Source organism: Streptomyces sp. NPDC054956 (genome assembly GCF_053609185.1).
In genome coordinates, this window is sequence record NZ_JBSGXB010000001.1 from 4,452 (window position 1) to 18,452 (window position 14,001).

General features: G+C 72.0%; 15 protein-coding genes and 1 tRNA gene. 3 read left to right on the plus strand and 13 right to left on the minus strand.

Features of this window, described 5'->3' with window-relative positions:
- Positions 1-148 precede the first annotated feature (148 nt).
- From ACWGDE_RS00025 to ACWGDE_RS00060, 8 genes are all read right to left on the minus strand, one after another.
- On the minus strand, positions 149-682 hold the full coding sequence (locus ACWGDE_RS00025) for a SigE family RNA polymerase sigma factor (protein WP_453386642.1): 534 nt from the start codon (positions 680-682) through the stop codon (positions 149-151).
- Positions 683-826: 144 nt separating this feature from the next.
- Entirely contained in the window at positions 827-1,993 is a 1,167-nt protein-coding gene (locus ACWGDE_RS00030; RefSeq protein WP_453386643.1) for a lipid-transfer protein, read from the minus strand.
- Positions 1,990-2,388 carry an acyl dehydratase gene (locus tag ACWGDE_RS00035; RefSeq protein ID WP_453386644.1) on the minus strand — a complete coding sequence of 133 codons (399 nt, stop codon included), beginning with the start codon at positions 2,386-2,388 and terminating at the stop codon, positions 1,990-1,992. The genes ACWGDE_RS00030 and ACWGDE_RS00035 overlap by 4 nt, the downstream gene beginning before the upstream one ends.
- The gene (locus ACWGDE_RS00040) at positions 2,385-3,449 is read right to left on the minus strand and encodes an acyl-CoA dehydrogenase family protein (RefSeq protein ID WP_453386645.1); all 1,065 of its coding nucleotides are present in this window, start codon (positions 3,447-3,449) and stop codon (positions 2,385-2,387) included. The genes ACWGDE_RS00035 and ACWGDE_RS00040 overlap by 4 nt, the downstream gene beginning before the upstream one ends.
- A complete protein-coding gene (locus tag ACWGDE_RS00045) occupies positions 3,449-4,408 on the minus strand; it encodes a bifunctional MaoC family dehydratase N-terminal/OB-fold nucleic acid binding domain-containing protein (protein WP_453386646.1) in 960 nt (319 codons plus the stop codon). Before ACWGDE_RS00045 ends, ACWGDE_RS00040 begins: the two co-directional genes overlap by 1 nt.
- Positions 4,405-5,580, minus strand: a complete 1,176-nt coding sequence (locus ACWGDE_RS00050; protein WP_453386647.1) for an acyl-CoA dehydrogenase family protein — start codon at positions 5,578-5,580, stop codon at positions 4,405-4,407. The genes ACWGDE_RS00045 and ACWGDE_RS00050 overlap by 4 nt, the downstream gene beginning before the upstream one ends.
- 182 nt (positions 5,581-5,762) lie before the next feature.
- Entirely contained in the window at positions 5,763-6,074 is a 312-nt protein-coding gene (locus ACWGDE_RS00055; protein WP_405490773.1) for a hypothetical protein, read from the minus strand.
- A 668-nt stretch (positions 6,075-6,742) separates the two neighbouring features.
- Positions 6,743-7,165, minus strand: a complete 423-nt coding sequence (locus ACWGDE_RS00060; protein WP_453386648.1) for a DUF6344 domain-containing protein — start codon at positions 7,163-7,165, stop codon at positions 6,743-6,745.
- 330 nt (positions 7,166-7,495) lie between these two features.
- Between ACWGDE_RS00060 and ACWGDE_RS00065 the strand changes: the two genes are divergently transcribed.
- From ACWGDE_RS00065 to ACWGDE_RS00075, 3 genes are all read left to right on the plus strand, one after another.
- Positions 7,496-8,704: an FAD-dependent monooxygenase gene (locus tag ACWGDE_RS00065; RefSeq protein WP_453386649.1), complete on the plus strand. Its 1,209-nt coding sequence runs from the start codon at positions 7,496-7,498 to the stop codon at positions 8,702-8,704.
- A gap of 67 nt (positions 8,705-8,771) precedes the next feature.
- Positions 8,772-9,644, plus strand: a complete 873-nt coding sequence (locus ACWGDE_RS00070; RefSeq protein WP_453386650.1) for a helix-turn-helix domain-containing protein — start codon at positions 8,772-8,774, stop codon at positions 9,642-9,644.
- A gap of 141 nt (positions 9,645-9,785) precedes the next feature.
- Positions 9,786-9,908, plus strand: a complete 123-nt coding sequence (locus ACWGDE_RS00075) for a hypothetical protein (protein ID WP_453386651.1) — start codon at positions 9,786-9,788, stop codon at positions 9,906-9,908.
- A 123-nt stretch (positions 9,909-10,031) separates the two neighbouring features.
- On the opposite strand, the gene ACWGDE_RS00080 is transcribed toward ACWGDE_RS00075, so the two are convergent.
- The 5 genes from ACWGDE_RS00080 to ACWGDE_RS00100 form a co-directional block, all read right to left on the minus strand.
- Positions 10,032-10,119, minus strand: a tRNA-Ser gene (locus ACWGDE_RS00080).
- A 58-nt stretch (positions 10,120-10,177) separates the two neighbouring features.
- Positions 10,178-11,128 (minus strand): trypsin-like serine peptidase, encoded by a 951-nt coding sequence (locus ACWGDE_RS00085; protein ID WP_453386652.1) that lies wholly within the window; start codon positions 11,126-11,128, stop codon positions 10,178-10,180.
- 159 nt (positions 11,129-11,287) lie between these two features.
- Entirely contained in the window at positions 11,288-12,346 is a 1,059-nt protein-coding gene (locus tag ACWGDE_RS00090; RefSeq protein ID WP_453386653.1) for a YeiH family protein, read from the minus strand.
- Positions 12,346-12,900 carry a cysteine dioxygenase gene (locus ACWGDE_RS00095; RefSeq protein ID WP_453386654.1) on the minus strand — a complete coding sequence of 185 codons (555 nt, stop codon included), beginning with the start codon at positions 12,898-12,900 and terminating at the stop codon, positions 12,346-12,348. The genes ACWGDE_RS00090 and ACWGDE_RS00095 overlap by 1 nt, the downstream gene beginning before the upstream one ends.
- Before the next feature lie 122 nt (positions 12,901-13,022).
- On the minus strand, positions 13,023-13,928 hold the full coding sequence (locus ACWGDE_RS00100) for a LysR family transcriptional regulator (protein ID WP_453386655.1): 906 nt from the start codon (positions 13,926-13,928) through the stop codon (positions 13,023-13,025).
- Between the last annotated feature and the right edge of the window lie 73 nt (positions 13,929-14,001).

A 14,001-nucleotide genomic window follows, 5' to 3' on the forward strand; every position in this document is an offset into this window, starting at 1 on the left:
GTTTCCTGCAGTTTCTGCCCACGACCCGGCCGGCACGTCACCACCCGGCGGTACAAAGACCCGCATAACGGCGCGGCGCGGGGGCCGGGGGTCCGGCGGTGGTCGTTGTTTCACGTCAAACATCGACGGGTCGGGGGACGGGGCGGGGTCAGCGGACCGGGGTCAGTTCCGGGTCCTCGCGGAGCTTGACCAGCGCCCGCGAGACGGCGCTCTTGACCGTGCCGACGGAGACGCCGAGCAGCTCGGCCGTCTGGACCTCGCTCATGTCCTCGTAGTAGCGCAGGACGACCATCGCCCGCTGCCGGTCGGGCAGCCGGGTCACCGCGCGCCACATCGCGTCGCGCAGGGCCTGGGCCTCGGCGGGGTCGGCGGCCGCCGGTCCATCGGCCTCGGGTAGCTCGTCGCAGACGAACTCGTCCACCTTGCGCTTGCGCCACTGGCTGGTCCGGGTGTTGACCAGGGCCCGGCGGACGTAGCCGTCCAGGGCGCGGTGGTCCTCGATCCGGTCCCAGGCGACGTAGGTCTTGGCCAGCGCGGTCTGTAGGAGGTCCTCGGCGTCGCAGGGGTTGGCGGTGAGCGAGCGCGCGGTCCGCATCAGGACCGTGCCGCGGGTCCGGACGTACGCCGAGAACGACGGGTACGGCGTCGGATTCGAGGCGAGCGTGCACACAGGCGTGGTCATGCCTCCACGCTAGGAGCGGCGCGGGCGCGTGGGATCGGCCGCAAGTGCCGAAGAGGGGTCCGCCTCAGGTTGTAGGGGTGGGGCTCGCCCCACCTCCTGAAGGTGGAGGAGGCGGGGCGTCCACCAGGGCCTGGGTGGGGCCGCTCAGCCGTCGGCGCCGAGGATCAGCCCGGAGGTCGGTACCCCCGTGCCGGCCGTGACCAGGGCGTGCGCGGCGCCGGAGACCTGGTTGACGGAGGTGCCGCGCAGCTGGCGGACGGCCTCGGCGATGCCGTTCATGCCGTGCAGGTACGCCTCCCCCAGCTGGCCTCCGTGGGTGTTGAGCGGCAGCGCGTCGGCGGCGACGAAGTCGGCGGCCTCCCCCGGCTCGCAGAAGCCGAACTCCTCCAACTGCATCAGCACGAACGGGGTGAAGTGGTCGTAGAGGATGCCGACGTCGATGTCCGAGGGCCGCAGTCCGCTGGTCCGCCACAGCTGGCGGGCGACCACGTCCATCTCGGGGAGCCCGGTGAGGCCGTCGCGGTAGAAGGAGGTCATGCCCTCCTGGCGGCGGCCCGCGCCCTGTGCGGCGGCGGTGATCACGGCCGGCTTCTGCCGCAGGTCCCGGGCCCGTTCGGCGGTGGTGACGACGATGGCCTGGCCGCCGTCCGTCTCCTGGCAGCAGTCCAGCAGCCGCAGCGGCTCCACGATCCAGCGCGAGGCGGCGTGGTCGGCGAGGGTGATGGGCTTGCCGTAGAAGTAGGCGGCCGGATTGTTCGCGGCGTGCCGGCGGTCGGTGACGGCGACGTGGCCGAAGGCCTCGGGGGTCAGGTTGTAGGTGTGCAGGTAGCGCTGGGCGGTCATGGCCACCCAGGAGGCCGGGGTGAGCAGGCCCCAGGGCAGTGACCAGCCCAGCGCCGCGCCCTCCGCCGAGGGTTCGCGCTGCTGGACCCCGGAGCCGAAGCGGCGGCCGGAGCGCTCGTTGAAGGCGCGGTAGCAGACGACGACCTCCGCGACCCCCGTGGCCACGGCGAGGGCGGCCTGCTGGACGGTGGCGCAGGCGGCCCCGCCGCCGTAGTGGATGCGGGAGAAGAAGGAGAGGTCCCCGATGCCGGCCGCCTGGGCGACGGTGATCTCGGGGCTGGTGTCCATCGTGAAGGTGACCATGCCGTCGACGTCGGCGGGGGTCAGCCCGGCGTCGTCGAGGGCGGCGTGCACGGCTTCGACGGCCAGCTTGAGTTCGCTGCGGCCGGAGTCCTTGGAGAACTCGGTGGCGCCGATGCCGGCGATGGCGGCCCGGCCGCCGAGCTCGTCGCGGGTGCGGACGCTCATGCCGTGGCCTCCGGGGTGCCGAGGGTGACGGTGACCGTGCCGGTGACGTGGTGGCCGATGCCGTTGGCGCCGACGACGCGGATCTCGGCGGTGTCCCCGTCGAGGGCGGTGACGGTGCCGGTGAGGGTCATGGTGTCGCCGGGGTAGTTCGGGGCGCCGAGGCGGATGGCCACCTTGCGCAGCACCGTGGCCGGGCCCAGGTGGTCGGTGATGTACCGGCCGACCAGGCCGTTGGTGGTCAGGATGTTCATGAAGACGTCCGGGGAGCCCTTCTCCCGCGCGAGCACCGCGTCGTGGTGCACGTCCTGGTAGTCGCGGGAGGCGATCGCGCCCGCGACGATCAGGGTGCGGGTGACCGGTATCTCCAGCGGCGGCAGTGTGTCGCCGATGTTCATGCGTCGTCCCCCTCGGGTGCGTCGGGTGCGTCGGGTGCGTCTTCGGACAGGAGCGCGCCCAGTTCGGCCAGCAGCTCGCTGCCGCAGCCCAGGTACGCGTCGAGCTGGCGCCCCCACAGGAAGTGCCGGTGGACGGGGTGGTCCAGGTCGGCGCCCATCCCGCCGTGCAGGTGCTGGCCGGCGTGGACGACCCGCTTGCCCGCCTCCGAGGCCCACCAGGCCGCCGTCAGCGCGTGGTCGTCCACCGGGAGCCCCTCGTCGACGCGCCAGGCCGCCTCGTACGCGGTGACCCGTATCGCCTCGGTGTCCATGTACGCGTCGGCCGCGCGCAGCATGACCCCCTGGTTGGTGGAGAGCGGCCGGCCGAACTGCTCGCGGGTGCAGGTGTACTCGACGGCGCGGGCCAGCGAGCCCGCGCAGACGCCCGCCTGGAGACCGGCGAAGGCGGTGCGGGCGACGGCCAGCACGTCCGCGTAGGCACCCGCCTCGCCCACCCGTTCCGCCTCGGCTCCGGTCAGGGTCAGGCTCCCGGCGGACCAGGGCGCGGTGGTCTCCACCGGCGAGGTGCTCACGCCCGGCGCGTCCGTCCGTACGAGCCACAGGGCCCCGGCCGCGTCCGGGACCAGGACGTGCGTGGCCTCGCGCAGCCAGGGCACGGCGGGGGCGGTCCCGGTGAGGCGGCCGTCGGGCGAAGCGTTGATCCGGCCGCGGTCCGGGAAGGCTCCGGTGGCCACCGCTTCACCGGAGCCGAGGGCCGGCAGCAGCCGGGCGCGCTGCTCGGCGCTGCCGTGACGGGCCAGCGCGAGGATCCCGTACACGCAGGTGGCGGCGTACGGGACCTGCGCGGTGGTGCGGCCCTGTTCCTCCAGCAGGAGCACCAGGCCGAGCAGGCCGACGTCCTCGACGGCGGCGGTCAGGCCGGCGGTGGTGAGGGCCTTCCACAGTTCGGCGTCACTGCCGGTGCCGGCGGCGGCGAGGCGGTCGTGGGTGGCGAGGTCGCCGAAGATCTGGGCGGCGAGCCCGGCCGCGGCGGCCTGTTCCTCGGTGGGGTGGAAGTCCATCAGCCCTCACTCCCCCGGAAGACGGGCAGTTCCAGTTCCTCGTCCACGCGCAGGAACTCCAGTTGGACGGGCATTCCGATGCGGACCTTGTCGTACGGGACGCCGGTGATGTTGCTGACCATCCGGACGCCTTCGACGAGCTCCACGAGGGCGACGGCGTACGGGGGGTCGAAGGCCGGGAAGGGCGGGTGGTGCATGACGACGTAGCTGAACACCGTGCCGGCGCCGGAGGCCTCGACGGTGTCCCACTCGGGGCCGGCGCAGGCGTTGCAGCCGGGGAGCCAGGGGAAGCGGAGCGTCGCGCAGGCGGTGCAGCGCTGGATCAGCAGCTTGTGCTCGCGCACGCCGTCCCAGAAGCCCTGGTTGTCGCGGTTGATCACGGGGCGGGGGCGCTGGGCGGGCTTGGCCGGCTTGGCGCGCCCGGTGGGCCCGGCCGGCTCGGCGGGCTTCTTCGCCGCGGGGACGTACTTGAGGATCCGGAAGCGGTGGGTCCCGGCGAGTTCGCCGTTCGCGCGGACGTCCATGCGGGTGGTCACGAAGTGGCCGGTGCCCAGCTTGGTCGTCTTGCGCGGCGACACCGACTCGATGACGGCGTCGAAGGTGATCGCGTCGCCGGGGCGCAGCGGCCGCAGGTACTCCTGCTCGCAGTCGGTGGCGACGACGGAGGTGCAGCCCGCGCCGTCGAGCAGCCCGAGGAGCTCGTCGTAGCCGGAGGAGCGCTCGCCGTGGCCGGAGAGTCCGCCCATCGTCCAGGCCTGGAGCATGGTGGGCGGGGCTATGGCGTCCGGGCCGGTGTAGGCGGGGTTGGTGTCGCCCATCGCCTCGCACCAGTGCCGGATCATCGGCTCGTTGACCGCGTCCTTGCCCTGTCCCGCGGTGGCGGCGGGCTGCCCTTCGAACGCCTTGAGCAGCGCGTGGAACCGGGCTGCCTCTTCCGCTCCGTCGGCCGTGGCGGTCATCGCTTCCTCCCCTTCATGCCGAGCCGCATCATCGCGACGATCTCCCGCTGGACCTCGCTGACGCCGCCGCCGAAGGTGTTGATCTGGGCGGCCCTGTTCATCCGCTCCAGCTCGCCGCCGGCGAAGGCACCGGGCCCGGGGCCCCGTACGAGAGCCTCCTCCCCCACCACCTCCTGGCAGATCCGGTACACCTCGACGGTGGACTCGGTGCCCAGGAACTTCACGCCGCTGGCGTCGCCCGGGGCCAGGGTGCCGGCACCGACGTCCTGGACGAGGCGCCAGTTGAGGAGGCGTACGGCGGCGAGGCGGGCGTGCGCCTCGGCGAGCCTGGACTGCACCCAGGGGCGGTCTGCCGGGCGCTCGCCGGTGACCGGGTCGGGGGTCCGGGCGTGGCCGAGGGCGTCCTCGTAGAAGTCCTCGGCCTGCATGCCGATGGCGGCGAGGGCGACGCGCTCGTGGTTGAGCTGGTTGGTGATCAGGCCCCAGCCGCCGTGCTCGGGGCCGACGAGGTTGCCGGCGGGCACGCGGACGGAGTCGTAGTACGTGGCGGTCGTGGTCAGGCCGCCGACCGTCTCGATCGGGGTCCAGGCGAAACCGGGGTCGTCGGTGGGCACCAGGATGATGGAGATGCCCTTGTGCTTGGGCGCCTCGGGGTCGGTGCGGCAGGCGAGCCAGATCCAGTCGGCGTTCTGGGCGTTGGAGGTGAAGATCTTCTGCCCGTCGATCAGCCAGTCCCCGCCGCTCCCGCCGTCCCCGCCGTCCCGCACGGCCCTGGTCCGCAGGGAGGCGAGGTCGGTGCCGGCCTCGGGTTCCGAGTAGCCGATGGCGAAGACGAGTTCGCCCTTGAGGATCCGGGGCAGGAAGTAGTCCTTCTGCTCCTGGGTCCCGTACTTCATCAGGGTCGGGCCGACGGTGTTGAGCGTGACCATGGAGACGGGGGCACCGGCCCGGTAGGCCTCGTCGAAGAACACGAACTGCTCGTCCGGGCCGCGGCCCTGGCCTCCGTACTCGACGGGCCAGCCGAGGCCGAGGAGTCCGTCGGCGCCGATGCGGCGCAGTAGGGCGCGTTGCGCGGCGGGGTCCTCGGGCACCCCGTCCGGCAGCAGGTTTCCGAAGTACTCCCGTAGTTCGGCGCGGAGCCGCAACTGGCCTTCGGTCGGGGCGAGGTGCACGGCGCTGGCCTCCCGGCATCACATCATCGAGTGGACCTGACTGTCCGTCAGATTCCAGGTGGATGTCAAGGCCGGGGCACTGTGACGGGGACCGGGAAAAGCCCGAGGGCGCCTGCGCTACCGGACCCCAGCCGGTCCGGTCGCACAGGCGCCCTCAACAGTCGGTGCGGTTCAGGCCGCGGCTACCACCAGGGGTAGAAGTTCACCGCGACGGTGGAGTTGTGCTGTTCGATCGCGGTGAAGGCCGAGCCGTTGACCTGCGCGGTGTTGTTCTGGTTGGACGCGCCGGAACCGGTGGCCACCTGCTGCGAGGTGGAGGAGTTGCCGTGGTTGCTGCCGCCGACGCCGCTGCCGATGATGCTGGCGACGCTCGCATTCGATCCGTCGTTCGCGAAGGAGCCGTTGTCGGCCGAGGCCACGCCACCGAAGAGTGCGACGGCGAGGGGGAGAGCGGCGACGGCGGCGATGACGCGGGCGGTACGGATGCTTGCCATGTCTTTATCCTCCAGAAAACCGAAGTGGGGTTTTACTCCAAGGCAGTTGGCCGACCGCCTCGGTCATTTCCGTGTGGTGACGACGTCGCGATTCCAGAGTTGCCCACCGAATCCCCGGCGAACCACCCCGGAGTCCTCGATTCCCCCGCAAGCATGACCAACATCGGATAAACCTCATTCGCGCCCCCGACGCCCCAGGTCAGCGCCTCGCGAGCCCCCGAAACCGCCGCCGCGCAAGGGGCGAAGCGTTCCGCCAAAGCGCCCGGCGCCGGGTACACCCCGGACATGCCGAAAAGGGCCGCGCCGTCCGGGAACCCCAAGGTCTCCCGGGCCTGCGGCCCTGCCCTACCAAGCTTCACGCCCCCTGCACGCCCCCGGCGCCCGCCGGGGCCATTCCTCTGTGCCCCGCTCCGGGGCACCCGCGTGGCGCGATCCGCGGTCGCGGCCTTACTCCACCGACCGACCGGGCTCCAGCGCCTGCTGTCTCGTGCGTGCGTGCGTACTGTCTCGCCTCGTGCGTACTGTCTCGCCTCGTGCGTACTGCCTTGCCTCGTGCGCGCTGTCACTCGTGCGCGCCGTCTCTCTCGTGCGCGCCGTCTTCTCGTGCGCGCCGTCTTCTCGTGCGCGCCGTCCCTCTCGTGCGTGCTGCGTCGCTTCCGTACGTACTGCTACGCGGCGAGCGCCATATCCCGGCGAGCGGCTCCGATCCGGACGGCGGCGGCGATGGCGGCCGCACGGTCGCTCTCCGCGGCACCGGAGGCGAACCCGGAGGCGGACGCGAACCCGTTCCCGGCGGTGAGGGCTGCGGCGGTGGTCGAGCGGCGGACGGACGGGGTCTTGCCGTGGGCCTCGGCGCGGATGCGCTGCTTGATGGTGGGCGGGAGCGAACCTCCCCGCATCATCGCCCGCCAGGTCCGCCGGGCCATGAAGGCCGGCCGGGCCGCGGTGGCGGCGGCGGGGGTGCTGGAGGAGGAGGCGGGGGAGGCGGCGGCCGGGGCGGCCTTGCCACCGAAGCCGAGAGCGGCGAAGAGTGCCACGAGCGCTGCGAGGACGGTGGTCCAGATCGAGGTGATGGTGCTGCGGTGAGCCATGACGGTTCCCTCATTTCGCGATGTTCCGACGGGCGGATCTGAATACATTCGTCATGATGCGAGCGCAACCGCACCGGCTCCACGCCCCGCGCCGATCTTCCGACAAACACCACTCAGAGGGAGTAATCACCCGATTTGCACCCTGGAAACCGCTGGCGTATACCCACCCCCACCGCCCGGGGATCCGGGACGCGTCGTTCGGTTCATCCGCTGACACATGAGCCCCATCTGCCCATCCCTGGCCGGATGTTGACATTCAGCCAGCCCTGACACCATGCTCCGAGGGCTGCGCGACGGATCCACTTCTCATGGTCGGGGGACCAGGTTTCCATGCAGAACCAGAACGTACTGATATCCGGTGCCGGCATCGCGGGTACGGCCTTGGCCTACTGGCTGCGCCGGCACGGTTTCCGGCCGACGGTCGTCGAGCGCGCTTCCGCCGTCCGCGAGGGCGGGTACAAGATCGACATCCGCGGCGCCGCGCTCGACGTGGTGTCCCGCGCCGGAATCCTCGACGCGATCCGGGCCCAGCGCACGGACGTCCAGGGCGGCTCCATCGTCAACGCGGCGGGCAAGCGGGTGGCGACGCTGGACGGCGACACCTTCGGCGGCCGCGAGAGCCACGACGCCGAGATCCTGCGCGGCGACCTCAACCGGATCCTCCACGACATCACGGTCGACGGAGCCGACGGCGTCGAGTACCTCTTCGGCGACTCCATCGCCTCCGCCACCGAGACGGGGGAGGGCATCGAGGTGGTCTTCGACAGCGGCGAGCGCCGCTTCTTCGACCTGGTCGTCGGTGCCGACGGACTGCACTCCAACACCCGCGCACTGGTCTTCGGGCCCGAGGAGCGGTTCATCCGGGACCTCGGCTACTACGTGTCGATCTACAGCGTCCCCAACCACCTCGACCTCGACCGCTGGGAGCTGACGTACGTCTCCCCCCTGCGCACCGCCCTGACGTACAGCACGGCCAAGGACACCGGCGCGAAGGCGATGTTCCTCTTCGCCTCCGACCCTCTGGAGTACGACCGCCACGACATCGCCCAGCAGAAGAAGCTCCTGGCGGACGCGTACGCCGGCGAGGCCTGGGAGGTGCCCCGGCTCATCGCCGCGCTGGACGATGCCCCGGACTTCTACTTCGACTCCCTCAGCCAGGCCCACCTGGACCACTGGTCGAAGGGCCGCACCGCGCTGGTCGGCGACTCCGCGTACTGCGCCTCGCCCGCCTCCGGCCAGGGCACGAGCCTGGCCCTGGTCGGCGCCTACGTCCTCGCGGGCGAGCTCGCCGCCGCCGGCGGGGACCACCGGACCGGCTTCGCGGCGTACGAGCGCGAGATGCGCCATTTCGCCGAGGAGAACCAGAAGCTCGGCCCCTCGAACATCAAGCACATGGTCATGCGGACCAAGCGCCAGATCTCGATCCAGCTGACCGTTCTCTCGATCCTGGGACGGCTGCCCGGCAAGGAGCGGATGATGGCCAAGGTGATGGAGCCGATCCAGAAGGCCGCGAAGTCGATCACCCTCAAGGATTATTGAGCCGTAGGCGCGGGCCGCCCGGCCCGGTGGGCGCCGGGCGCCCGGTGCCGCGGGAGGGAAGTGGGACATGCCGGTGGTCGCGAGCGCGGACACGGCCTGCCGCGGGGTCGAGATGACCCGGGTGGGCGACCGGTGGCGGGTGACCCGGCCCTGGCCTCCCCACTTGCGCCCGTTCGTGCGCAGCTACGCCGGCTACTGGGAGACGTCCGCCTCGCCCTACCGGGTGCGGCTCGTTCCGACGGGCCGGGCCGTCGTGGTGATCAGCCTGGGGGAGCCGTTCGCACAGATCCGCCGGCTGGCGGACGGGAGTGCGCACAGCCAGGTCACCGGCTCCCTGGTCGCGGGGCTGGAGGACGGCCCCCGGCTGTGCGACCACCCCGGCGGCCAGGAGGCGATCCGGCTGGAACTCACCCCGCTGGGCGCCTTCCGGCTGTTCGCCGTGCCCATGAGCGAGCTGACCAACAGGGTGGTCGAGCTGGCTGCCGTCCTCGGACCCGAGGCCCGGGTGCTGGTGGAGCAACTGGCGGCCACCGGCGACTGGGCCGCCCGGTTCGACCTGCTCGACATCGCGTTGTCGGCCCGGCTGGAGCGCGGTCCGCGCCCCGCACCCGAGGTGAGCCACGCCTGGAGGCTGCTGTCCCGCGCCGGCGGGTCGATCCCGGTCGCCCGGATCGCCGCCGAAGTGGGCTGGAGCCGGGGGCACCTGGTCCGCAGGTTCACCGAACAGGTCGGCCTGACGCCCAAGGCCTCCGCCCGGGTCCTGCGCTTCCACCGGGCGGCGAGGCTGCTCACCCGCGAGGGTGCGCACCTCACGGAGGTGACCACCGCCTGCGGGTTCTACGACCAGGCCCACCTCAACCGCGAGTTCCGCGCCCTGGCGGCCACCACACCCGGCCGGATGGCCGTGGCCCGGATGGCGGAGGGAGCCCTCGCCCTGTGAGGGGCGAGGTGACATTTGTCCAAGCCAGGCCGTCCGCCCGTCGATAACGTCCCCATCCGTAGTCGATCAGCACCCGACCCGTGGAACGCCCCGCCGGGGCGGACCGGGAGAGGGTGGACTGGGTCCGGAGGGGAGTACTCGATGGAAGACCTGCTGCGCATCCTCGTGGCCGGCGCGCTCACGGGCGGCTTGATCGGCCTGGCCGGCGCCCTCGGCCGCCGCAACCGCAGGCGGCGAGAGGGCGGCGACCCGAACGGCCGCTGACCTCCCGCTCGCGCCCGGGGGGACGCGAGCCGCGGAGCACGGCGTGGCCGGATGGGACCGGGGGAGGAGAGAGGGCGGGCACCCGATTCGGGTACCCGCCCTCTGACCTGCTGCTTCTTCGACTGGCGGTGGGTGTGGGATTTGAACCCACGGTGACTCGCGCCACGACGGTTTTCAAGACCGTTCCCTTAGGCCGCTCGGGCAACCCACCTGGCGGGTACAGAGTACCGGGCGGTGGGGGTGGGCGGCGCTGGGGAATTCCGATCGGATCAGGCGGTCTGGGCCTTGTCGTAGGCGGCCTTCGCCTCGTTGCCGAAGTACGGGCCGTACATGCGGTTGGGCAGGAAGGTGTAGCCGAAGCTGTTCACCGACGCCTGCGTGCCCAGACCCGTGGCCTCGTTGAAGTCCTGGAACCAGGGGCCTCCGCTGGAGCCGCCGGTCATGTTGCAGGACATGCTGTGGTCCTTGGTCAGCAGGAAGTCCTTGCCGGTGTTCCCGCTGCAGTAGACGAGCTTGGTGCCGTCGTACGGGGCCGCCGCGGGGAAGCCGAAGGAGTACATCTTCTTGTTGTAGCCGCCGTTGAACACGATGCCCTGGGCGCCGACGACCTGGCTGAGCTTCTGGCCGTTCAGCGGGGCGACGACCGCGAGGCCGACGTCCATGTTCATGTCCTCGCTCGCCGCCCACTGGTCGGTCGCGAAGGTCTTGGTGGCCTGCCACTGCCCGTAGGGCGCGTTGCCGTTGTCGTAGGCGGGCACGAAGACCCAGTTGGTGTGCCAGGTGCCCTGGTACTTCACGCAGTGGCCGGCGGTGATCACCGTGCTGCCGTTGGCGCTCGTGATCGAGTCACCGGAGCAGGAGGCGGTGCGGTCGCCGAAGGTGAAGAAGACCCGGCCGGAGGTTTTGACCACCGCCCCGCCGCCCGTCCAGGCACCGCCCGCCTGCGGGAACGCCGTGGGGGAGGCGCTCGCGGCCGTCGGGGCGATCGTCGTGGTGCGGGCCGCGGCGGTGGGCGCCCGGTGGCCTGCGCCCGGGGCCGCCGTGATGTCCAGCGGGGTGGCGGAGCGCATGCGCTCCGCGGTCCAGAACCCCTGGGTCTGCTGCTGCCGGAACGAGGACGGGGACTGAGCCGCGACCGAGGTCGATGCCGAGGTCAGGGCGCCCGCGATCAGGGCGCCCGCCGCGAGGAGGACCGATACGGCTGTGCGATGACGATTCACGCAATGACTCCTTCTGCCGTGCCCGGATGAAGAGTTGCCGGTGCGGATCGGAGGTGCGGATCGCAGGCAGAGTGGCACGGCCGGGACGAGAAGTCAGGAAGCAGTCGGAACGTTCGGTCGGTTCAGGCCAGGAATTGGCCAACTCCGTTCCGTCCGGGGTCATCCGGTGAGGAGGACTCCCGCGTACGAGACCCCGGCCACCATGATCCAGGCCCCGAGGCCCAGCAGGGCGGCCCGGCCGCCGGTACGGGACAGGGTGGGCAGGTGGACCGCGCTGCCCAGGCCGAACAGGGCGGCCGCCAGCAGCAGCTCCTGCGCGGTGTGCGCCCCTTCCAGCGCCACGTCGGGCAGTACCCCGGTGGCGCGCAGGGCGGCCGCCGCGAGAAACCCGGCCACGAACAGCGGCACCGGGGCCGGCCGGCGGCCCGAGGAGGTGCGCACCCCCCGCCTGCGGGCCCGTACGGAGAAGGCCACCGCGGCCACCAGCGGGGCCAGCATGGCCACCCGCATCAGCTTGACCAGGACCGCTTCGCCGAGCGCCCCGGGACCGGCCGTCTGGGCGGTCGCCACCACCTGGCCGACGTCGTGGACGCTCGCTCCCACCCAGCGGCCGAACTCCGGGTCCGAGAGGCCCAACGGGGCTTGCAGGAGAGGGAGTACGGCGATGGCGAGGGTGCCGCACAGGGTGACCAGGGCGACCGAGGACGCCACGTCCTCCTCGTCGCTGCCGGACACCTCGCTGACCGCGCCGATGGCCGAGGCCCCGCAGATCGAGTATCCGGTGGCGATCAGCAGCGGCTGATCGCCGGGCAGTCCCAGCCTGCGGCCGAGCCAGAGGGTGCCGAAGAAGGTGGCGGCCACCACGCCCGCCACCATCGCCACCGTGGCCCAGCCGAGCCGGAGCACCTGGTCCAGGCCCAGCGCCAGGCCCAACAGGACGATGCCGATCCGCATCAGCCGCCGTCCGGCCAGGGAGAGGCCCGGGCGCGCGGTTCCCCGTACGAAGCCCCGTACGCGCGGGAGGTGCGCCGCGGTGATGCCGAGCACCACCGAAGCCGTGAGCATCGGCACCCCGGGCACCAGCCGGTGCAGCGACCAGGCCACCAGCACTCCGGCGGCCGCGAGGCCCAACCCGGGCCACGGTGACGATGTTTCACGTGAAACATCGCTCCGTCCCGGCGATCCCGCCCCCCGCACAGGGCGGTTCAGCAGGGCCATCAGTCGGAGGGGAGCGTGTAGACACGGCGGACGCTGCTGCCCAGGCGGACGACGTCGGCACCGTATACGTGGAGGGATATCGCCTTCGTGGAACAGGAGTTGCGGACCTTGTGGATGTCCCCGGGCGGGGCGAACCCGCAGACGTCCCCCACCCCGTTGACCACGTGCTCGGTGGCCACCAGCCGGGCACCCTCGGTCGCCGTGGCGGGGGCGAGGCGGTAGCGGAGCTCGCTCTCCTCGCCCTCGTGCACTCCGGCCACGCACCACGAGACGTGGTCGTGGATCGCGGTCTCCTGGCCCGGCAGCCAGACCAGGGCCACCACCGAGAAGCTGCCGTCCGGTTCCGCGTGCAGGATGTGCTGCCGGTAGCGGTCGGGGTGGCCCTCGCGCTGCGCGGCGGTGAGCAGACCGGTCGTCCCCAGGTGCGGGGCCAGGCGTTCGCCGACGAGGTAGGCGGTCAGGTCCGGGGCGAGCCCGCGGTTCACGACCGTGCGGATCTCACTGACGAGGGCGGCCGTCCTCGCGGTCGTACGGGCCGGCGTGGTGGTGGTCATAAGGGGAGCGTCGAGGAGACGATCCATCACGTCCAACGACAGTTCCGAGCCGAAATCCCAAGACCCGCTTATGGATTGGCGGGTCCGGGACGGCCGGGCGGAACGGGGAGGCGGCGGCCCGCTCAGCAGCCGATGCGGTTCGACGCCGCTCGGCGCAGGGCGTCGAGCACCACCGCCGTCGCCGGGATGCGCGCGTGGTCGCGGTACACGTAGGCGGCGATGTGACGGCGCGCGGCCGGCTCCAGGACCCGCCCGCACGCCTTGCTCAGCGAGAGCGAGGGCAGCACCAGGGCGGGCATCATGGCCACGCCCAGGCCCTGCGCGACCAGGCTCTGCACCACCAGGTTGTCGTCGGTGGCGAACCGGATGTCGGGGACGAAGCCGAGCTCCGCGCATTCGTGCAGCAGGTTCGCCCGGCAGCGCGGGCAGCCCGCGATCCACCGCTCCTCGGAGAGGTCCGCGAGGTGCACGGCTCTGCGCCGGGCCAGCGGGTGACCGGTCGGCAGGAGCACCGTCAGCTGGTCCTCCAGCAGTTTGACCTCGGCGACCGCCTCCGGGATCTCCTCGTGCAGCCCCGGATAGGTGAAGGCCAGGGTGATGTCGCACTCGCCGCGCTCCAGCCTGCGCAGGGAGTCCGGCGGCTCCTGTTCCAGCAGCTCCACCTGGATGCCCGGATGGTCCTTGGCGAGGCTGCTCAGGGCTTCCGGGACGAGGGTGACGTTGGCGCTGGGGAAACCGCACAGCCGGACGCGCCCGGTGCGCAGGCGGGCGTACGCCTTGAGCTGGGCCTCCGCGGCGGAGAGGCTGCCGAGGATGGACTCGGCGTGCCGGGCCATGGACTCCCCGGCCTCGGTGAGCTGCATGCGGCGCCCGACGCGGGTGAACAGCGGGGTGCCGGCGGCGCGTTCGAGCGCCTTCATCTGCTGGGTGACCGCGGGCTGGGTGTACCCCAGGACCCGGGCGGCGGCCGAGTAGGACCCGGAGGCGACCACCTCGTGGAACGTTCGTATGTGCCGGGTATCGAACACGAGCGAAGCATAAGCGGATGTTGGGAGGGGCCGTAGGCGGAATCGCGCCTACGGCCCCTCCCAACAAGCCAGT